This window comes from Agromyces sp. 3263 (assembly GCF_031456545.1).
Lineage (GTDB): Bacteria > Actinomycetota > Actinomycetes > Actinomycetales > Microbacteriaceae > Agromyces.
Window position 1 is genome coordinate 1,270,517 of sequence record NZ_JAVDUV010000001.1, and the last position, 18,112, is coordinate 1,288,628.

An 18,112-nucleotide genomic window follows, 5' to 3' on the forward strand; every position below is an offset into this window, starting at 1 on the left:
TCGTTCCTACGCGGCGACCCTCGCCCGTGGCAGGGGGTTGACGCCACCGCGGCTCCATCCCCGGCCCGCCGGCCGCGCCCGTATCGACGGGGCTCGGGCGGCGACTAGAGTCTCGGCATGGGCAAGTTCATCTACAACTCGTCAGCGCGCGAGATCGACATCGACGACCGCACCCTGGCCCACCTGCGCGTCGCGATCCTCAACAAGCTGCGGCGTTCCGAGAGCTTCTCGATGACGTGGGAGCACGGCGTCGAGAACGGCAGCGGCCGCACGACGATCTGGCTGCACGAGTCCATTCCCCTGCAGTTCGTCTTCAGCGGCAACCGCACGCCCAAGCTCAACAAGCTGTGGATCGAGCAGCTGCTGCTCTCGGCGAACAGCACGTCGGGCCTCCAGTTCGTGCCCGAGCCCGCCGAGAACGAGCCGATCGACGCCGACTGACCCGCCCGAGCACCTCCCCGACCGGGTAGCAGGAGCCCGCGGAAGCGGCAAGCCCCTCGTGACCGAACGCGGGCCTTCCTAACGTGGTTCGGGGCGCATCACCGTGCCCGGAACGGAGGACCGCATCATGAGCACGACCCTGACCGCGTCGACCGAGGTGGACGTTCCTGTTCGCGTGGCGTACGACCAGTGGACCCAGTTCGAGTCGTTCCCCGAGTTCCTCGGCGGCGTCGACCGCGTGACCCAGCTGAGCTCGACGATGACCCACTGGGTCGTGTCGATCGGCGGCGTGAAGCGCGAGTTCGACGCCGAGATCGTCGACCAGGTGCCCGACCGGCACGTGGCCTGGCGCAGCGTGAACGAGGAGGTGCTGCACCGCGGAAGCGTGAGCTTCACTGAGCTCGACGCCGACCGCACCCGCATCGACCTCGAGATCGAGTGGGAGCCGGAGGGCTTCGTCGAGCAGGCCGGTGCGGCACTGCAACTCGACGACCTGCAGGTCAAGAGCGACCTCAAGCGCTTCAAGGAGTTCATCGAGCGTCGCGGCGCCGAGACCGGCGCCTGGCGCGGCGAGGTGCACGAGGGCGAGCGGACGGACCGCTCGGGCAGCGGCGTCGTCTGACGCGACGGATCGAACGGATGACGGGACGCAGCCCCGCACGGGCTGCGTCTCGTCGTGCGTCAGTCGACCGCCTCGATCTGGGTGATCACGAACTGCCGCTCGGCGAGTGACAGCCGATCGGGTGCCGTGCCGCCGGTGAGCGACATGATCTCCGCGACGGTCTCGGCGTCGAGGTCCGCCTCCAACCGAGCCAGCAGCCGATGCTTCGCCTCGATCGAGAGGTGCGGCCACCAGCGTTCGATCTCCGCGCGAGCCGCGGCATCCTGAGCGTTGTCCATCTGTGCTCCTCCTCCGGCGCTCCGCCGCGGCCGAGCTCGCTCGACTACGCGGGCTGCGTCTCGCTGTCGACGTCGACCTGCTGCACATCGACGCCGACCTGCACCGGCTGACCCGGCACGGAAGTGATCGGATCGGTGTCGAGCTGCTCGGGAACCAGGCGGATGCCGCCCGTGCTGTTCGCCGATCGCATCAGCTCTTCGATCCAACTGCGACTCAGCTCGGGTGCGACGGGCTCGTCGAAGACGAAGCGCAGCGGGATCGACGGGTGCAGCCAGAGCGTGCTGCGGCCACGCGGCTGGTCTTCGGCGTGCTGCCACGACAGGGTGAAGCTCTCGCCTCGGCGCAGCTTCGTCGTGATGGCGATCTTCAGGTGCGCGAGTGCCCGGTCCTCGATGCCGATCGGGGTGCCGGAGTCGCCGTAGTACAGGGTTCCCACCGCCTCAGCATACGTCCCGACGGCGGTTCCGGCACATATGGAAACGATCGGAGCGGGCGGCCCGAAGGCCGCCCGCTCCCGTGTGAGGTCTCGCGATGGATCAGACCGTGCGGCGACCGCTGAGGTAGCGCACGAGGAACACGATGGCCGCGATGACCAGCAGCACGATTCCGACCCACAGCAGGAAGTTCAGCGTGGGCACGACGCCGCCCGTGATGAGCAGGATGATCGCGATGACGGCGAGGATGGCGACGAGGATGTTCATGATCTCTCCTTCGTGTGATCCGCCCCCGTGATCGACGGGGTACGGATTCCGGTGCCGCCGTTGCGGGCGGCGCCTCGGGACGCGGGTACGTCCATTCCATGAAGGTAGGGCCGCTGGAGGTGCGCCGCACAGGGGTTGACCGCTCTTCGCGCGGAGTGCTAATCGCGGTGGGAAAGCGCGGAAACCCGGGCTTCGCGGCATCCGATCGCCTGTCAACCCCCTGACTCGCGCGGAGGCCGCGCGTAGCGTGACTGCGGTCGAAGGGGGCGAACAACCATGCTCGATGAGCAGCTCATCGATCCCACCACGAAGCACACGACCGACCCGTTCCCACGGCAGGAACAGGAGCCGCCCGGGCTGACCGAGGCGATGGCCCCCCTTCCCGACCACGGCGAGCAGAGCTATCGGGGCAGCGGCCGCCTGGTGGGGCGGCGCGCCCTCATCACGGGCGGCGACTCGGGCATCGGCCGCGCCGTCGCCATCGCGTTCGCACGCGAAGGCGCCCGCGTCGCGATCTCGTATCTGCCGAGCGAGCAGCGCGATGCGGACGAGACCCGCGAGTGGATCGCCGACGCCGGCGGCGACCCGCTGCTGTTGCCCGGCGACCTGCGCAGTGAACAGCACTGCATGGACCTCGTCGACCACACCGAACAGGCGTTCGGGGGCCTCGACCTGCTCGTGCTGAACGCCGCGCACCAGCGGAACCGCAGCGGCATCGCCGAGCTGCCCACCGATGACTTCGAGGCCGTCATGCGCGTCAACCTGTTCGCGCCGGTGTTCCTGGCCAGGGCTGCCGTGCCGCTCATGGACGCCGGATCGAGCATCATCACCACCACCTCGATCCAGGGCTTCGATCCGTCGAGCGCCCTGGTCGACTACGCCATGACGAAGGCCGCGCTCGTGGCGTTCACGACGGCGCTCGCGGAGGAGCTCGGGCCACGCGGCATCCGGGTGAACGCGGTGGCCCCCGGGCCGATCTGGACGCCGCTGATCCCGTCGACGGGCTGGCCCGACAAGCTCGCCGGCTTCGGGCGGGACACTCCGCTCGGCCGGGCCGGCCAGCCGGCGGAGCTGGCGGGCGCCTACGTGTACCTCGCGTCGGACGACGCGTCGTACGTCTCGGGAGCCGTGCTGCCCGTCACCGGCGGCCGAGGGCTCTGAGGCCGCAGAGGAAGGAGAGGGAACCATGCCCGGACGCAAGAACTCGTCGCTGAAGGACCCGGAGCTCTACGAGAAGCTCCGCGACGACGGCGCCTCGAAGGAGAAGGCCGCCCGCATCTCGAACGCGGCTGCCAACCAGGGACGCAGCGCCGTCGGACGCAAGGGCGGCAGGAGCGGCGACTACGACGACTGGACCGTCGAGGAGCTGAAGAAGCGGGCCAAGGAGATCGGCCTCACGGGGTACAGCAGCAAGCGCAAGGCCGAACTGATCTCGGCACTGCGCAACCACTGAGCCTCGGATGCCGCGCCTCAAACGGGTGACGCCCTACGTCTCCCCGGGATTCGCCCGGGTGAGGCGCGGCCGTGGGTTCGCCTACGTGCACAGCGACGGAGGGGTGGCGGGTCGTGCCGAACGTGCTCGCATCGCCGACCTCGCCATCCCGCCGGCGTGGAAGGACGTGTGGATCGCGGAGGCGGCCAACGCGCACATCCTCGCCGTGGGGGTGGATGCCGCGGGACGGCGGCAGTACCTCTACCACCCCGTGTGGCGCGAGCAGCAGGACCAGGAGAAGTTCCTGCGGATGACCGCCCTGGCCGGGGTGCTGCCCGATGCCCGACGCTCCGCACTCCGCGACCTCGCGCTGGACGCCCTGCCGCGGGAGCGGGTGCTGGCCGCGGCGTTCCGCACGCTCGACCTCGGCGCGATCCGGATCGGCTCGGAGGAGTCGCTCGCCGGCTTCCGCAACCGCGGGCTGACGACGCTGCTCGTGCGCAACGCCGCCCTCGACCCGCCCGAGACCGTGCGGTTCCGGTTCCGGGCCAAGGGCGGCATCACGCAGAACCTCCGGGTGCACGACGCCGCGCTCGCGACGTTCGTGGAGCACAACTCCCAGCGGTCGCCCGCGTCGCGCCTCTACGCGTGGACCGACGGGCGACGCATGCGGGCCGCGATCGCGACCGACGTCAACGACGACATCCGCGCACGCACCGGGGGCGACTTCACCGCGAAGGACTTCCGCACCCTGCGCGGCACGATCGAGGCGGCGGACCGGCTCGCGCAGCTCGGCGTGGAGGGCACCGCCCGCGCGAGAGGCCGGGCCATCCGGGAGGCGATCGTGCACGCGAGCGAGGTGCTCGGGAACACGCCGACGATCGCGAAGGCGAGCTACGTCGACCCGCGCGTGCTCGACGCCTACGAGCACGGCCGCACCGTCAGCCTGCGCGGCGCGCGCGAGACCGCGCTGCTCGCACTGCTCGTCGACGACGCGTGACGGTCAGGCGGCGGCGAACGGCTGGGTGACCGGTTCGGGCACCGCCGTGTCGATGTGCTCCTGGACGAGCGTGATGCCGCCGGTGCTGTTGGCCGACCGCATCAACTCCTCGACCCAGTCGCGGCTGAGGTCGGGCGCCTCGGGCTCGTCGAAGACAAACCGCATGGGGATCGTGGGATGCACCCAGATCGTGCTTCGCCCGCCGGGCTGGCCGTCGGGGTGGATCCACGACAGGGTCAGGCTCTCGCCCCGGCGGAGCTTGGTCGTGATCGCGACCTTGAGGTGCGCGAGCGCGCGGTCCTCGATGCCGATGGGAGCAGCCGCCTGCCCGTAGTAGAGAGTGCCCACGGTCGAAGCGTACCCCGAACGGGGGTGACGGATCACGCTTCCCGAACGACTTCGTCGGGCGACTTGTCGGGTCGCAGTCCACGCCACCTCGGATGCCGCGCCACGCCCGTGCTGGTCCACTCGCCGAACTCGATCTCGCCGACCACCTCGGGTCGCACCCAGACCGCGTCGGCCGCATCCAGGGGCGGTACCGCCACGAAGGGCGGGGTCGACTGCGCCAGCCCGTCGAGCCGCGCCAGCAGGCGGTCGAGCTCGACCTCCCGGAATCCGCTGCCCACCCGACCGGCGTACTCCAGGCCGTGCTCGCCCGGAATGCCGACCAGCAGCGACCTGATGCGGCCGAGGCGAGTGCCGCTGCCCTTGCGGTAGCCGCCGATCACCACCTCCTGGGTGCGCGTGAGCTTCAGCTTCAGCCAGGCCTCGGTGCGCACGCCCGGCTGGTAGGTCGAGTCGGTGCGCTTGGCGACGAGCCCCTCGAGGCCGAGTCGCCGGCTCTCGGCGAACGCCTCCTCAGGGGTTCCGGATGCCGCGGCGGGCAGCTCGACCGGCACGCCCCGGCGCGGTCGGACGAGGCGTTCGAGGAGCTCCCGTCGACGGTGGTAGGCAAGGTCGGTGACGGAGGAGCCGGCGATCTCGAGCACATCGAAGAGCAGGAGCCGCACGGGCACGGCCGCCATCACGCGTTCGACCTCCCGCGGACGGGCGAGGTTCATGCGCTGCTGGATCCGCTCGAAGCTGGGCCTGCCATGGTCGTCGAGGGCGACGATCTCCCCGTCGACGAGAGCGTCGCCACGGAGGACCCGCGGCAGCCCGGCCAGCTCCGGATACGTCGCGGTGACGTCATTGCCGCGCCGGCTCAGCAGGCGGATGCCGCCGCCGTCGGCGCGCGCCAGCACCCGGATGCCGTCCCACTTCCACTCGAGCGCCCAGTCGCCGTGCGCCACCTGCCCGAGGGTGCCCGACGTCGCGAGCATCGGGCGCACGAGGATCGGCTCGACCTCGTGCGGGCCGTCGTCGGGCTCATGGGGCTCAGCGGGCGCGAGCGGGTCCGCTGCAAGCGCGGCGGGCTGAGTGGGCTCGGCGGGCTGGGCGGGCTCAGCGGGATGCGGCGGCTCGGTCGCCTCCGCCGCGCCTGCGGCATCCGTCACCGTCTCGGAGGACGTCTCGCTCGCGTGCCGCGCCTTCGACGACGGGCTCCAATGCCCCGGCCGCTGGTCTTTCATGCGATGCGCCAGCCAGTTGCTCTTCTCGCCCGAGCCCTCGGTGCGGATGAGCGCGAGCCGGACGTGACCGCCCAGCGGTCCGCCGGGCCGCCCCTCGAGGTCGACGATCACCTCGTCGTCCCGCCACTTCTCGGTCTCGTAGGTGCCGGTGTCCCAGACCGTCATGCTGCCGGCGCCGTACTGCCCGGAGGGGATCGTGCCCTCGAACACGAGGTACTCCATCGGGTGGTCCTCGGTCTGCACCGCGAGGTTGTTCCTGCCCGTGGTCTCGGGCACGCCCTTCGGCACCGCCCAGCTCTTCAGCACGCCGTCGCGCTCGAGGCGCAGGTCGAAGTGCAGGCGGCGGGCGTGGTGCTCCTGGATCACGAAGCGCGGAGGCCCGTCACCCTCCGCCCCCCAGGTCGACGACGGCATCGGCTCGGGCGTCGCGCCGGCGTCGCGCATGGAGAGGTACGTGGCCAACGGGCCGGATGCGCCCGCCGCGGCGAGCGGGGCGATCGGGTCGATCCCCTCGGCGACGCGGGCGAGCACCTCGTGTGCATCGAGGTGGCGCAGGCCGGGATCGTCGAGCTCCTCCCACGTGCGCGGCGCCGCGACCGTCGGCGTGGGACGGCCGCGCAGCGAGTACGGCGCGATCGTGGTCTTGTTCTGGTTGTTCTGGCTCCAGTCGATGAGCACCCGACCCTCGCGGAGCGTCTTGCGCATGCTCGACACGATGAGGTCGGGGTGATCGGCCTCGAGCGCCCTCGCGAGCTCGTGCGCGACCTCCGACACCTGCTGCGACGTCTGCGAGCCGTCGAGCGCCGCATACAGGTGGATGCCCTTGCTGCCGCTCGTCACCGGGAACGCCTCGAGACCCATGCCGTCGAGGATCGCGCGCACGAGTCGAGCGACCTCGGCGCACTCGAGCAACCCCATGCCGGGGCCCGGATCCAGGTCGAACACCATGCGATCGGGATTGCCGCGCGAGCCGTCGGGCGCGAACCGCCACTGCGGCACGTGGATCTCGAGCGACGCCTGCTGCGCCAGCCACACGAGGGCGGCGCGGTGGTCGACGATCGGGTAGGTCTTCGGACCGTCGGAGTGCTCGATGACGCCGCGGCGCATCCAGTCGGGGGCGTGCTCGGCGAGGTTCTTCTCGAAGAACACCTGGCCCGGGGCATCCGTGGTGCCGACGCCCTGCACCCACCGCTTTCGCGTGACCGGGCGGCCGACGACGAGCGGCACCATGACCGGGGCGATCTCCGCGTAGTAGGAGATCACCTCGCCCTTGGTCATGCCCGTCTCGGGATACATGACCTTGTCGAGGTTCGTCAGCCGGAGTCTCCGGCCGTCGACCTCCACGAGCTGGCGCGTACCCTCGGCCATGCTCACCATCTTGCCCGGTCCGCCCGCGAAGTGACGCGAATCGTCCGCCGAGGCGCCCCGGAAGGGCGATTCGCGTCATCTCGCGGGGCCGCGAGGCCGCTCGCGAATGCCGCAGGGGCTACCGCGCGGCATCCGCTGGGGTGTGTACTGGTGTGATGCGAGCCGTCTGGAAGGGGGCGGTCACATTCGGCCTGGTCAATGTGCCCGTCAAGTTGTACAGCGCCACCGAGGATCACGACGTGTCCCTGCACCAGGTGCACGACGCCGACGGCGGGCGCATCCGCTATCAACGCGTGTGCGAGATCGACGGCAAGGTCGTCGACTACAAGAACATCGACAAGGCCTACGACGACGGCGAGCGCACGGTGATCATCACCGACGAGGACCTGAAGTCGCTGCCCGCCGAGCGCAGCCGCGAGATCGAGGTCGTCGAGTTCGTGCCCACCGAGCAGGTGGACCCGATCATGTTCGACAAGAGCTACTACCTCGAGCCCGACTCGGCGTCGAACAAGGCCTACGTGCTGCTGCGCCGCACGCTCGAGTCCACCGACAAGACGGCGATCGTGCGCATGGCCCTGCGCCAGAAGACCCGCCTGGCCGCGCTCCGCGTCCACGGCGACGTGCTCATGGTGCAGACGCTGCTCTGGAGCGACGAGGTGCGCGAGGCGAAGTTCCCGTCGCTCGATGAGCCGGTGAAGATCTCCGACAAGGAGCTCGACCTGTCGAAGCAGCTCGTCGAGAGCCTCGTGTCCGACTTCGAGCCCGACCAGTTCGTCGACGAGTACCAGGCCGAGCTGCGCACGCTCATCCAAGCGAAGCTCGAGCAGGGCGACGCCGTCGACACGGCCGCGACGTTCGGCGAGGAGCCCGAGGAGGAGGGCGGCGAGGTCATCGACCTCATGGAGGCCCTGCGCCAGTCGATCGCGTCCAAGCGCGGCGGGTCGGATGCCGCGAAGGGCGGCGGGGCGAAGGGCGGCGGCAGCGGCGGCAGGGCCGGGTCGGGTTCGGGCGCGTCGAAGTCGTCGTCCGCCGGCGCGAAGTCATCGGACACGTCGAAGGCCGGCTCGAGCCGCTCGAAGGCCGCGACGTCATCGGGCGACGGCACGAAGAAGAAGGCGCCGGCGGCCAAGAAGAAGGCGGCGTCGTGACGCCGGCGCGCGGCATCCGCTGATCGCGGGCGGCTCAGTCGTCGGTGCAGGTCTCGCCGACGGCGTCCGCCGCGTCCTGGATCGCGGCCTGGTGCTCGGCGACCGCGTCGGCGTCGACCTCGGCGTCGGGATCGCTCGGCAGGGTGCCCGCGAACTCGGCGGCGTCCTGGATGCTCGCGTCGAGCTCGTCGAGCGCGTCGGAGAGCTGGGTGTCGTCGCCGCCGGTGCGGTCGATCGCCATGATGCGCTCGCTGTAGCCCTCGAGCGTCGCCTGCGTCTCGCTCGGGTCGCCTCCGGCGGCGAGCGCGTTCTGCGCGCCGTTCGAGATGTCGCGGACTTCGGACTCGACGGCGGTGCAGGCGTCGACGCTCGAACCGGCGCCCTCGCCGCCACCGCCGGCGGCGCAGCCGGAGAGGAGCAGTGCACTCGCGAAGACGAGTGCCGCGGAAGTGGTGATTCGTTGCATGGGTGCAGCCTAAGGATCGGCGCTTCGACGCGGACGGGGGTTGCGTTTCGCCGGTTCAGGGGATCGAGCCGCCGGACGGACGACGACGGGGCGCGGCATCCGCTGATCGGATGCCGCGCCCCGCGCTCGTGCCGGTGCCTCGCTAGTCGGCGCTGCAGGCGTCGTTGACGCCCGACGCTGCGTCCTGGATCGCGGTCTGGTGCTCGGCGACCGCGTCGGAATCGACCTCGGCGTCGGGATCGGAGGGCAGCGTTGCGGCGAACTCGGCCGCATCGTCGAGCGCCTCGGCGAGCTTCTCGAGCTCATCGCTCACGGCGTCGGACGTGTCTTCGCCGAGCTGGTCGACGCGGTCGCTGTAGCCCTCGAGCGCGGACTGGATCTCGGCGGGGTCGCCGCCCGCGGCGAGCGTGTTCTGCGCGCCGTTCGAGATGTCGCGGACGTCGGACTTCACCGTGTCGCACTCGTCGGCGCTCGACGAGGCTCCGCTCCCGCCGGCCGCACATCCGGCGAGCAGCAGCGCGCCGGCGAAGACCAGCGCGGTGGACGTCATGATTCGTTGCATGGTGATGGTCCCCCTGATCGTGGTGGTGGTTCCCACCATAGCGAGCACCCTCCGACACTCGCCGCGTCCCCGTGTCAAGGGCCTGACGACCCGGCCGTGCGCGACCTAGGCTCGCCGGCATGAGCACGCCAGACGAGTCGGGCGGGCGTCCGAATCCCGAGGCCGGGGGCGGGGCGGCCGGGCCGCTGAACGATCCCGAGCAGACGCGCAAGGACGTGAGCTACAGCCCCGGCAGCGAGGCGGAGACTGCGGCCAAGCAGGCCGATCCGCTCCCCGACGGCATCGACGACGACATCGACACGTCGCGGATCAGGGCGGTGCCGGGCACCGGCGGCCCCGACGACGTGGGCGACGTGGAGCTCGACCCCGAGGAGATCGGGGAGATCCGCGGCATCCGTGGCATCCCCGAGTGAGCCGGACGAGAACCGACGAGAGGAGAGGACCCACATGACCGACTTCGTGGACCCGCTGGAGGAGCCGTTCGACGCGGATCGCGACCCGCGACCGCTCGATCCCGACGTCGACGACGCACGCGTGGACTCGTCGGAGGCCGACCGTCAGGCGGCCGAGGACGGCACCAAGGTCACCAGCGCGAGCGAGGGCGACCCGCTGGACGAGACGACCCCCGTCGACAACTGGGAGTGAGCGTCCGGCCGGGGGCTGCGGTCATGCCGTGACCCCCGCGGCGCGCTCGGGTGCCGCGCGCGGGGCTCCGGCGTCGGACGCGGGCCCGTCGAGATCCCAGCCGGGCCTCGGCACCGAGTCCAGCAGGAGCCGGGTGTACGGATGCCGCGGCGCGGCCAGCAGGGCCGCCGTCTCACCGCGCTCCACGATCTCGCCCGCGCGCATCACCACCGTCTGCTCGCAGACCCGGCGCACCACGGCGAGGTCGTGGCTGATGAACAGCACCGTGAGCCCGCGCTCCCGGCGGATCGCCGCCACGAGGTCGAGCACCTGCGCCTGCACGGAGACGTCGAGCGCGCTCGTCGCCTCGTCCATGACGAGCACGTCGGGCTCGATCGCGAGCGCCCGGGCGATCGCCACGCGCTGCCGCTGACCGCCCGAGAGGGTACGAGGGCGGGCGGTGGCGTGCGTGGCGTCGAGGCCCACCTGCTCGAGCAGGTCGAGGACCCGGGTGCGCGCGTCACTCGTGGTGAGCGCGGCGTGCAGCCGGAGCGCGTCCTCGATCGCGCGTCCGGCCGGGATGCGCGGGTCGAGCGACAGGTACGGGTCCTGGAAGACCATCTGCACCGATCGGGAGTGCGCGAGCCGCTCCGCGCGCCGGCGCGGGACCCACGTGCGGATGGCACCCGCCACGACGATCTGCCCCTCGTCGACCGACTCGAGCCCGACGATCATGCGCGCGAGCGTGGACTTGCCCGACCCCGACTCCCCCACCACGGCGAGCGCACCGCCGCGCGGGATCGCCAGCGACGCGTCCACGACGGCTCGCACCCGGGCCGTGCCGTGCGCACGGTAGGTCTTCGAGACGGCTCGGACGTCGAGCATGGGGTCGGCGACGAGGGCCTGCCCCGCGGCATCCGGAACCGACGTGACGAGCGCCGGCCCCGCGGCCTCCGGAACCGCAACGGCGGGAGTCTCGGCGACCGCGATCGTCGGCGTCGCCGCCACCAGCCGCCGCGTGTACGGCGCCTGCGGCTGGAGGAACACCCGGCGGGCGTCGCCATGCTCCACGACCCGGCCGGCGCTCATGACGTAGACGCGGTCGCAGATGGATGCCGCGAGGTTCAGGTCATGGGTGATGAAGAGCATGCCCATGCCCCTGGACGCACGTTGCTCGCCGAGCACCGCGATGATCTCGGCCTGCGTGGTGACGTCGAGGGCGGTGGTGGGCTCGTCGCAGATCAGCAGCCGCGGCGAGCTCGTGAGCGCACCCGCGATCATGACCCGCTGCAGCATGCCGCCCGACAGTTCGTGCGGGTACTGGCGCAGGTGGTCCTCGGGGCGCGGCAGCCGCACGGCGCGCAGCAGCTCGATCGCCCGCGCGTCGGCGTCGGCGCGCGACCGGTCGTCGACCAGCCGGAGCGTCTCGGTGAGGTGGTCGCCGATGGTGCGCATCGGGTTGATGCCCGCACGCGGGTCCTGGAAGACCATGCCCGCGCTCGACCGGCGCAGGGCGAGCAGCTCCCCGGTCCGGGCGCCCAGGACCTCGCGGTCGTCGATTCGCACGGAGCCGTCAGTTCTCGCGCCGCGGGGCTGCAGGCCGATCACCGAACGGGCGGTGAGCGACTTGCCCGAGCCGGATTCGCCGACGAGGCCGACCGTCTCCCCCTCCGCGACGCGCAGGGAGACCCCGTCGAGCAGGCGGGTGCCGCCCGGCAGGTCGAGCGTGTAGTCCGAGATGTCGAGCAGCGTCATGCTGGGGTTCCTCCTCCGATGCGGTCGGAGAGTTCCTCGCCGATCACGTTCACGGCGACGACGGCGATGACGACGGCCACCGCCGGCACGATCGCCGGCAGGAAGTGCCCGCCGAGGAGCCCCGCCTGGGCCTCGTTGATCATGGCGCCCCAGTCGGCGGTGGGCGCCTGCACGCCGAGGCCGAGGAACGACAGGGCGGCCAACTCTGCGAGCACGTACCCGAAGTTCAGCGTCGACTGGGCGCCGACGATCGGGGTCACGTTGGGCAGCACGCGACGGGTCGCGATCCAGCCGCCCGAGAAGCCCTGCACCCGGTAGGCCGAGACGTACGGGCGGCTCCGTTCGGAGGCCACGAGCGAGCGGGTGAGGCGGGCGACGAACGGTGCGTAGGCGATGCTCATGGCGATCACCGGGGCGACCAGGCCTTTGCCGAAGAGTGCGACCGCCATGATCGCGATGAGCAGCGACGGGAAGGCGAACACCACGTCGAAGATGCGACCGAGCACCGAGTCCACCCACCCACCGCGCCACCCCGCCAGCAGCCCGAGCAGGAGGCCGATGACGGTCGAGGAGATCACCACGATCAGGGGTGCGAGCAGCGCGGTGCGGGCGCCGTACATCATGCGGCTCAGGATGTCGCGGCCGAGCGCGTCGGTGCCGAGCCAGTGGGCCGACGACGGGCTCGCATACACCGCGGCGAGGTCGACCTGGTCGGGATCGTAGGGCGCGACCCACGGCGCGAAGATCGCCGCGAAGGTCAGCACACCCAGCACGACGAGGCTGATGACGTAGGCCGTGTTCGCCGGGCGGGCACGCGGAGCGCGCAGCACCTCGAGCGCGAGGGTGGGGGTGGTCATCTGGCACCAGCTCCTGCGGCGGATCGGGGGTCGACCCAGGGTTCGAGGATGTCGATGATCGCGTTCACCACGACGAAGGCGAACACGACGAGCAGCACGATCGCCTGCACGACCGGGAAGTCGAGACGGTCGACGGACTGCACGAGCAGCGAGCCGATGCCCGCGAGGCCGAAGGCGGCCTCGACGATCGAGCTCGCGACGATGAGGCCGGCGACGAGCACGCCGCTGACCGTGAGGATCGGCCCGATCGCGTTGCGGAACACATGCCGCCGCACCACGGTGGCGCGGCCGAGTCCGCGGCTCGTGGCGACCTCGACGTGCTCGCGCCCGAGCTGGTCGACCATCGACGACCGGGTCACCTTGCCCACGAGGACGACGAACACCACGGCCAAGGCGATGGACGGCAGCACCAGGTGGTACACCGTGTCGAGGAATCCGCCATCGCCCGAGCCGAACGACGGGAACCAGCCGAGCTGCACCGCGAACACCGCGATGAGCACGATCGAGCCGACGAAGGACGGGATGGCGCCGAGCATCGTGAGGCCGATGAGCACCGTGCGATCGAGGATGCGGCCGCGGTTGAGGGCGGCCACGATGCCGCCGACGAGTCCGACCACGGCGATCATGAGGCCCGCCATCACCACGAGGCCGAGCGTCACGGGCAGCCGCTCCCCGATCACCGCGGTGACGTCCTGCCGGTACTGCAGCGACCGCCCGAAGTCGCCCTGCAGCACGCCGCCGAGCCACTGCAGGTACTGCTGCCACGGTGGCAGGTCGAGCCCGTACTGGGCGCTCACCTGCGCGACCGCCTCGGGCGACGGCTTGCGCCCGCGGAGCAGGAAGCTCACCGGGTCGCCCGGCACCAGGAACCGCGAGAAGAAGACCAGCAGCGAGGCCAGGAACAGCGTGAGCAGCAGGCCGCCGAGCTTGCCGGCCACCCGGCGGGCGGCGGTCACGGGACGACCACCGCTGCGCCGGGTCGGCTGCGATGCCGCCGGATGCCGCTACCGGGCGCCAATGGTCGCCGCCCACGGGTAGTACAGGAAGGCGATCGACGGCGCGACACCCGTGATGCGCTCCCCGAGGAACAGGGACATCGGACCGGTGTAGAGGGGCAGCCACGGCAGCTCCTCGTTGGCGATGCGCTGCGCCTCGGCGGTCTTCTCGGAGCGGGCGGCGGGGTCGTCGATGGCGATCGCCTCGTTCACGACCTGGTCGAACTCGGGGTCGGACCACTCGCCGTAGTTGCTGAACTCGCCGGTGCGCAGGACGCTGTACATCTCGAGCGGGTCGGGGCTCGACAGGTACCACGACGTGTAGAACAGGTCGACGCCCTCACGGGCGCTGGGGTCGGAGAACAGCGCGGTGTAGGCGTTCGGCGTCACCGTCTGGATGGTGGCCTTCAGCCCGATCGACTCGGCCGCCGCCGCGGTCGCCTGGGCGATCACGGTGAAGTCGCTGCTGATGGGGGCGGTGACCAGCGTGATCTCCTCGCCGACGGCTCCCGCCTCCTCGACGAGCTGCTTCGCCGCATCGAGGTCGTACGGGTACTCGCTCAGGTCGTCGAACGCCGAGGCGAGCCCGGCCTCGCTCGCGCCCACCCACACCGACTCGGTCGTGAGCGCATCGGTGACCTCGCCGTAGCCCTTGGCCGCGGCCGAGACGATGCCCTCGCGATCGAGGGCCATGAGCAGCGCCCTGCGCACGTTCACGTCGCCGAGCGGGCCGTCGAGGTTCGACACGATGAGGCTCGAGACCGCCGTGCTCATGCCGAAGCGCAGGTCGCCGACGCTCGAGTTCTCGAGCTGCGGCGCCGCCTCGAGCGGCACCATCCAGCCGCCGTCGACCTCGCCGGAGGCCAGGGCGTTGACCCGGGCGTTCGCGTCGTTCATGAAGATGAAGTCGACCTCGCCCGACTTCGCGCGCAGCGACTCGTCCCAGTAGTCGTCGTAGCGAGTGAGGGTGATGCGCTCTCCGGACTTCCACTCGGTCAGGCTGAACGGCCCGGTGCAGTTCACGCCGCCGGTCGAGTTGCCGTAGTCGGCGCCGGCCTCGGCGAGCGTGGCCGCCGACTCGATGACCCCGGCGGAACCGCCCATCGCGAGGTTGAATTGCGAGTCGGCGGATGCCTCGGTCACCGTGACCTCGCGGTCGCCCGTCTGCTCGATCGAGGTGACGTTCTGGTACACCGAGTACCACGAGGATCCGACCGCCGGGTCGAGGTGGCGGCTCATCGACGCGACGACGTCGGCGGCGGTGAGCGGCGTGCCGTCGTGGAAGGTCACGCCGTCGCGGATCGTGTAGACCCAGGTCGTCGGGGTGGGGTGCGCGAACGACTCGGCGAGCGCGGGGGTCAGGGTGTAGTCGGGGTTCAGCCGCAGCAGCGACTCGCACACGTTCGAGAGCACCTGGTTGTCGGAGTAGTCGAACGCGTAGGCGTAGTCGAGGGAGTAGGGCTCGGCGTAGCTCACCCACGAGAAGGAGTCGATGTCGCCCGACGGGGCATCGGTCTGCGCGGTGAGCTCGTACTCGGGGTCGGCGGGCGCCTCGGTCGCGGGCGGGGTGCACCCGGTCAGGGCGAGCGCGGCGCCAAGGATGCCGGCGACGACGGCCGTGCCACGGCGCGAGACGCGGCGGACCCCGCGGTGGGTCGAGGTGCGGTGCTGGGGGTCGGACATCGTGCGCTCCTCGGAGTCAGTCGTTGCGGAGGTGGACGGGCTCGCCCTCGACCCACGTCGAGACCACCGTCGAACGGTGGATCTCCTCGGCGGGCACCGAGAACGGGTCGGGGTCGAGCACCACGAGGTTCGCGAGGTAGCCCTCGCGGAGGTACCCGGTGTCGTGGTCGCGGTGGTTCACGTAGGCCGTGCCCGAGGTGTAGGCGGCCATCGCGGTGGCCAGGTCGAGGCGCTGGTGGGCCCCGCCGAGCGGCTCGGCATCGATTCCGGGGGCGACCCGCGTGACCGCGATGTGGATCGCGTCCATCGGGTCGGCGCTCGAGACGGGCCAGTCGCTCCCGGCGGCGAGGCGCGCTCCGTGGCGCACGAGGTCGCCGAACGGGTACTGGCGCGACTCGGCACCGTCCTGGAGGAACGGCAGAGTCAACTCGTCGATCTGGTCCTCGTGCGTGGCCCAGAGCGCCTGGATGTTCGCCACAGCGCCGAGCCCGGCGAAGCGGGCGGTCTCGGTCTCCTCCACGATCTGCAGGTGCGCGAGGTGATGGCGTCCATCGGTCACGCCATTGGCCGCCTTCGCCGCGTCGAGGGCATCCAGCGCCTCACGCACGGCGCGGTCGCCGAGTGCATGGAAATGCACCTGGAATCCGGCGGCGTCGAGGGCGGTGACATAGCCCTGCAGCAGCTCGGGGTCGACGAACGAGAGCCCGTGGTTGTGCGTGTCGTGGCCGTGCGCGTCGCGGTACGGCGTGAGCATCGCGGCGGTCTGGTTCTCGGCGACGCCGTCGACCATGATCTTCGTCGTGCCGAGCGAGAGGCGCTCCTCATGACCGAGCGCGGCGATGGCCTCGCGACGGGCGGCCATCTCGTCGACCTGTTCGATGCCGCGGTCGCGGGCCCACCACTGGGCGCCGACCACGTGCACCACGAGCTCGCCGGCCTCGAGCGCGCGCCGGTAGGCGTCGAGCGGATCGGGGACGACCCCCGAGCCGCCGCCGACCATTGCGTCCTGCCACCCGGTGATGCCGAGCGCGAGGAGCTCGCGCTGCGCGCGCAGGAGACCCGCGTAGACCAGTTCGGGATCGAGGGCCGGGCGCACGCCGTCGAACAGGTCGCCGGCACCCTCGTGGAAGGTGCCGGCCGGTGCGCCGTCGGCCTCCCGCTCGATGCGGCCGTCGGCCGGGTCGGGTGTCGACGCGTCGATCCCGGCGAGGCGGATGGCGGCCGTGTTCGCCCAGGTGCTGTGGTGATCGCGGCTGAGCAGCAGCACCGGGCGGTCGGGCACGGCCGCGTCGAGCAGTGCACGCACCGGCGCACCGCCCGGGTAGTGGTCCATCGACCAACCGCCGCCGAGGATCCACGGCTCGTCGGGGTTCGCGTCGGCGTAGGCCCGCACGAGGGCGACCGTGTCCGCGGCATCCGTCGCCTCGGTGAGGTTGCACTGCAGGAGCTCGACGCCGCCGCCGACCGGGTGGATGTGCGCGTCCTGGAAGCCCGGGCTGAGGAGTGCCCCGTCGAGCTGCACCACACGGGTGTGCTCGCCGATGAGCGGGCCGGCGTCGGTTTCGGGGATGACCGCCGTGATGCGGCCGTCGGTGACCGCGACGGCGTGGCCGGGCAGCGGGTCTCCGGCGCCCGTGAAGACGGGGCCTCCGGTGAAGAGCAGGTCTGCGGGCACGTCGCCCTCGCTTCCTCGTCGAACGTGTGGGTTGCGGCGACTGTAGTTGCGCCACGATCATCGTGTCAACACTGTTGACATCAGCGTTGATCAATTCGTTATGCTGAGACGTGCCCCGCGGTCGGCGGGCGACCGGCCAGAGGGGCCGCGGGCGTGGCAGCATGTCCTGAAACGAAGGAACACGGCAACCGATGACGACAGCGACGCGATCCGGCGGCGCCCCCGCACGCCGCGGGGGCAAGGCGCGCCTCGACCGCGACGCGATCGTGGCCGCCGGCCTCAGACTCGCCGCGCAGCCCGGCGTCGGCGCCGTCTCGGTGCGCGACCTCGGCGCCGAGCTCGGTGCCGACCCGACGGCGATCTATCGGCACTTCCGCGGCAAGGACGACCTCATGCGGTCGCTCCTCGACGAGGTCATCGGCATGAGCCTCGACCGGGTGGATGCCGCAGCCGACGACTGGCGCGCACGCCTCACGCAGCTGGCGGTCGCCACCCTCGACCTCTTCGCCACCTACCCCGCCATCGGCGTCGAGGCGACCGTGCTGACCACGAACGGGCCGCACGAGCTCGACATCATCGAGTTCATGCTCGACTCCTTCGCCCGTGCGGGGCTCGAGGGCGACGACCTCGTCAACCACTACGCGCTCATGGCGTCGCACGTGATCTCCAGCGCGGCCGGCATCGCCCGCAGCCGCGGCGAGCGCGGCACCGCGCCGTCGGCGCCCAGCCCGTGGATCGAGAGTCCGCTGCTGGTCGACCCGGCGAGGCATCCGCTCATCGCCTCGGTGGGCCCCCGACTTCGGGCTCTCGACGACCGCGACCTCTTCCTGCTCGGTGTCGAGTCGGTGCTCGACTCGGCCGAGCGAACGGCCGCTGGCGCCCGGGGCGCCGCGATGCCCTGACGCGCGAGCCGACCGCTCGGCGTCGCCTTTC

At 71.4% G+C, this 18,112-nt stretch carries 21 protein-coding genes; 9 read left to right on the forward strand and 12 right to left on the reverse strand.

Going from position 1 to position 18,112, the window contains the following annotated elements:
- Positions 1-117 precede the first annotated feature (117 nt).
- Together J2X63_RS05810 and J2X63_RS05815 are read left to right on the forward strand one after the other, a co-directional pair.
- A complete protein-coding gene (locus J2X63_RS05810; RefSeq protein ID WP_309975007.1) occupies positions 118-441 on the forward strand; it encodes an ATP-dependent DNA ligase in 324 nt (107 codons plus the stop codon).
- A gap of 127 nt (positions 442-568) precedes the next feature.
- Positions 569-1,063 (forward strand): SRPBCC family protein, encoded by a 495-nt coding sequence (locus tag J2X63_RS05815; RefSeq protein WP_309975010.1) that lies wholly within the window; start codon positions 569-571, stop codon positions 1,061-1,063.
- Between the two features lie 59 nt (positions 1,064-1,122).
- On the opposite strand, the gene J2X63_RS05820 is transcribed toward J2X63_RS05815, so the two are convergent.
- The 3 genes from J2X63_RS05820 to J2X63_RS05830 all read right to left on the reverse strand — a co-directional run bounded on the left by J2X63_RS05820 (position 1,123) and on the right by J2X63_RS05830 (position 2,043).
- Positions 1,123-1,341: a hypothetical protein gene (locus J2X63_RS05820; protein WP_309975013.1), complete on the reverse strand. Its 219-nt coding sequence runs from the start codon at positions 1,339-1,341 to the stop codon at positions 1,123-1,125.
- 44 nt (positions 1,342-1,385) lie between these two features.
- Positions 1,386-1,778, reverse strand: coding sequence for a hypothetical protein (locus tag J2X63_RS05825; protein ID WP_309975016.1), 393 nt, complete (start codon positions 1,776-1,778; stop codon positions 1,386-1,388).
- A 100-nt stretch (positions 1,779-1,878) separates the two neighbouring features.
- Positions 1,879-2,043, reverse strand: a complete 165-nt coding sequence (locus tag J2X63_RS05830; RefSeq protein WP_162529547.1) for a DUF2207 domain-containing protein — start codon at positions 2,041-2,043, stop codon at positions 1,879-1,881.
- Positions 2,044-2,319: 276 nt separating this feature from the next.
- On the opposite strand from J2X63_RS05830, the gene J2X63_RS05835 reads away from it, so the two are divergent.
- The 3 genes from J2X63_RS05835 to J2X63_RS05845 are packed head-to-tail and all read left to right on the forward strand — an operon-like array spanning position 2,320 to position 4,475.
- Entirely contained in the window at positions 2,320-3,204 is an 885-nt protein-coding gene (locus J2X63_RS05835) for an SDR family oxidoreductase (protein ID WP_309975020.1), read from the forward strand.
- A gap of 25 nt (positions 3,205-3,229) precedes the next feature.
- Positions 3,230-3,496, forward strand: coding sequence for a Rho termination factor N-terminal domain-containing protein (locus tag J2X63_RS05840; RefSeq protein WP_309975024.1), 267 nt, complete (start codon positions 3,230-3,232; stop codon positions 3,494-3,496).
- Between the two features lie 7 nt (positions 3,497-3,503).
- A complete protein-coding gene (locus J2X63_RS05845; RefSeq protein ID WP_309975028.1) occupies positions 3,504-4,475 on the forward strand; it encodes a DNA topoisomerase IB in 972 nt (323 codons plus the stop codon).
- Between the two features lie 3 nt (positions 4,476-4,478).
- Here J2X63_RS05845 and J2X63_RS05850 read toward each other — a convergent pair whose 3' ends face one another.
- Positions 4,479-4,823 (reverse strand): hypothetical protein, encoded by a 345-nt coding sequence (locus tag J2X63_RS05850; protein ID WP_309975033.1) that lies wholly within the window; start codon positions 4,821-4,823, stop codon positions 4,479-4,481.
- A 32-nt stretch (positions 4,824-4,855) separates the two neighbouring features.
- Positions 4,856-7,414: an ATP-dependent DNA ligase gene (locus J2X63_RS05855; RefSeq protein ID WP_309975037.1), complete on the reverse strand. Its 2,559-nt coding sequence runs from the start codon at positions 7,412-7,414 to the stop codon at positions 4,856-4,858.
- A gap of 155 nt (positions 7,415-7,569) precedes the next feature.
- On the opposite strand from J2X63_RS05855, the gene J2X63_RS05860 reads away from it, so the two are divergent.
- Positions 7,570-8,562: a Ku protein gene (locus tag J2X63_RS05860; RefSeq protein ID WP_309975040.1), complete on the forward strand. Its 993-nt coding sequence runs from the start codon at positions 7,570-7,572 to the stop codon at positions 8,560-8,562.
- A gap of 34 nt (positions 8,563-8,596) precedes the next feature.
- Here the strand turns inward: J2X63_RS05860 and J2X63_RS05865 are convergent, their stop codons facing one another.
- The gene (locus tag J2X63_RS05865; protein WP_309975043.1) at positions 8,597-9,028 is read right to left on the reverse strand and encodes a hypothetical protein; all 432 of its coding nucleotides are present in this window, start codon (positions 9,026-9,028) and stop codon (positions 8,597-8,599) included.
- A gap of 142 nt (positions 9,029-9,170) precedes the next feature.
- Positions 9,171-9,629: a hypothetical protein gene (locus J2X63_RS05870; RefSeq protein ID WP_309975046.1), complete on the reverse strand. Its 459-nt coding sequence runs from the start codon at positions 9,627-9,629 to the stop codon at positions 9,171-9,173.
- An 80-nt stretch (positions 9,630-9,709) separates the two neighbouring features.
- On the opposite strand from J2X63_RS05870, the gene J2X63_RS05875 reads away from it, so the two are divergent.
- Positions 9,710-10,003, forward strand: a complete 294-nt coding sequence (locus tag J2X63_RS05875) for a hypothetical protein (RefSeq protein WP_309975048.1) — start codon at positions 9,710-9,712, stop codon at positions 10,001-10,003.
- Between the two features lie 34 nt (positions 10,004-10,037).
- Positions 10,038-10,235: a hypothetical protein gene (locus J2X63_RS05880; RefSeq protein WP_159607165.1), complete on the forward strand. Its 198-nt coding sequence runs from the start codon at positions 10,038-10,040 to the stop codon at positions 10,233-10,235.
- 21 nt (positions 10,236-10,256) lie between these two features.
- Here the strand turns inward: J2X63_RS05880 and J2X63_RS05885 are convergent, their stop codons facing one another.
- The 5 genes from J2X63_RS05885 to J2X63_RS05905 are packed head-to-tail and all read right to left on the reverse strand — an operon-like array spanning position 10,257 to position 17,179.
- The gene (locus J2X63_RS05885; RefSeq protein ID WP_309975053.1) at positions 10,257-11,969 is read right to left on the reverse strand and encodes an ABC transporter ATP-binding protein; all 1,713 of its coding nucleotides are present in this window, start codon (positions 11,967-11,969) and stop codon (positions 10,257-10,259) included.
- Positions 11,966-12,826, reverse strand: a complete 861-nt coding sequence (locus J2X63_RS05890) for an ABC transporter permease (RefSeq protein ID WP_309975055.1) — start codon at positions 12,824-12,826, stop codon at positions 11,966-11,968. The genes J2X63_RS05885 and J2X63_RS05890 overlap by 4 nt, the downstream gene beginning before the upstream one ends.
- A complete protein-coding gene (locus J2X63_RS05895; RefSeq protein WP_309975057.1) occupies positions 12,823-13,782 on the reverse strand; it encodes an ABC transporter permease in 960 nt (319 codons plus the stop codon). Before J2X63_RS05895 ends, J2X63_RS05890 begins: the two co-directional genes overlap by 4 nt.
- A 48-nt stretch (positions 13,783-13,830) precedes the next feature.
- Entirely contained in the window at positions 13,831-15,504 is a 1,674-nt protein-coding gene (locus J2X63_RS05900; RefSeq protein WP_309975061.1) for an ABC transporter substrate-binding protein, read from the reverse strand.
- Between the two features lie 16 nt (positions 15,505-15,520).
- Complete coding sequence (locus J2X63_RS05905) at positions 15,521-17,179, reverse strand: amidohydrolase (RefSeq protein WP_309975064.1); 1,659 nt, start codon at positions 17,177-17,179, stop codon at positions 15,521-15,523.
- Between the two features lie 191 nt (positions 17,180-17,370).
- Here J2X63_RS05905 and J2X63_RS05910 point away from each other — a divergent pair, with 191 nt between their 5' ends.
- Entirely contained in the window at positions 17,371-18,081 is a 711-nt protein-coding gene (locus tag J2X63_RS05910) for a helix-turn-helix domain-containing protein (protein ID WP_309975066.1), read from the forward strand.
- The last annotated feature ends 31 nt before the right edge of the window (positions 18,082-18,112 follow it).

Excerpts from the sequence above, each read along its gene's own strand:
- J2X63_RS05880 (WP_159607165.1), top strand. The coding sequence starts at position 10,038 with ATGACCGACTTCGTGGACCCGCTGGAGGAGCCGTTCGACGCGGATCGC.
- J2X63_RS05820 (WP_309975013.1), bottom strand. The coding sequence starts at position 1,341 with ATGGACAACGCTCAGGATGCCGCGGCTCGCGCGGAGATCGAACGCTGG.
- J2X63_RS05875 (WP_309975048.1), top strand. The coding sequence starts at position 9,710 with ATGAGCACGCCAGACGAGTCGGGCGGGCGTCCGAATCCCGAGGCCGGG.
- J2X63_RS05910 (WP_309975066.1), top strand. The coding sequence starts at position 17,371 with ATGACGACAGCGACGCGATCCGGCGGCGCCCCCGCACGCCGCGGGGGC.
- J2X63_RS05830 (WP_162529547.1), bottom strand. The coding sequence starts at position 2,043 with ATGAACATCCTCGTCGCCATCCTCGCCGTCATCGCGATCATCCTGCTC.
- J2X63_RS05900 (WP_309975061.1), bottom strand. The coding sequence starts at position 15,504 with ATGTCCGACCCCCAGCACCGCACCTCGACCCACCGCGGGGTCCGCCGC.
- J2X63_RS05885 (WP_309975053.1), bottom strand. The coding sequence starts at position 11,969 with ATGACGCTGCTCGACATCTCGGACTACACGCTCGACCTGCCGGGCGGC.
- J2X63_RS05855 (WP_309975037.1), bottom strand. The coding sequence starts at position 7,414 with ATGGCCGAGGGTACGCGCCAGCTCGTGGAGGTCGACGGCCGGAGACTC.
- J2X63_RS05865 (WP_309975043.1), bottom strand. The coding sequence starts at position 9,028 with ATGCAACGAATCACCACTTCCGCGGCACTCGTCTTCGCGAGTGCACTG.
- J2X63_RS05890 (WP_309975055.1), bottom strand. The coding sequence starts at position 12,826 with ATGACCACCCCCACCCTCGCGCTCGAGGTGCTGCGCGCTCCGCGTGCC.
- J2X63_RS05870 (WP_309975046.1), bottom strand. The coding sequence starts at position 9,629 with ATGGTGGGAACCACCACCACGATCAGGGGGACCATCACCATGCAACGA.
- J2X63_RS05845 (WP_309975028.1), top strand. The coding sequence starts at position 3,504 with ATGCCGCGCCTCAAACGGGTGACGCCCTACGTCTCCCCGGGATTCGCC.
- J2X63_RS05835 (WP_309975020.1), top strand. The coding sequence starts at position 2,320 with ATGCTCGATGAGCAGCTCATCGATCCCACCACGAAGCACACGACCGAC.
- J2X63_RS05810 (WP_309975007.1), top strand. The coding sequence starts at position 118 with ATGGGCAAGTTCATCTACAACTCGTCAGCGCGCGAGATCGACATCGAC.
- J2X63_RS05815 (WP_309975010.1), top strand. The coding sequence starts at position 569 with ATGAGCACGACCCTGACCGCGTCGACCGAGGTGGACGTTCCTGTTCGC.
- J2X63_RS05860 (WP_309975040.1), top strand. The coding sequence starts at position 7,570 with ATGCGAGCCGTCTGGAAGGGGGCGGTCACATTCGGCCTGGTCAATGTG.
- J2X63_RS05840 (WP_309975024.1), top strand. The coding sequence starts at position 3,230 with ATGCCCGGACGCAAGAACTCGTCGCTGAAGGACCCGGAGCTCTACGAG.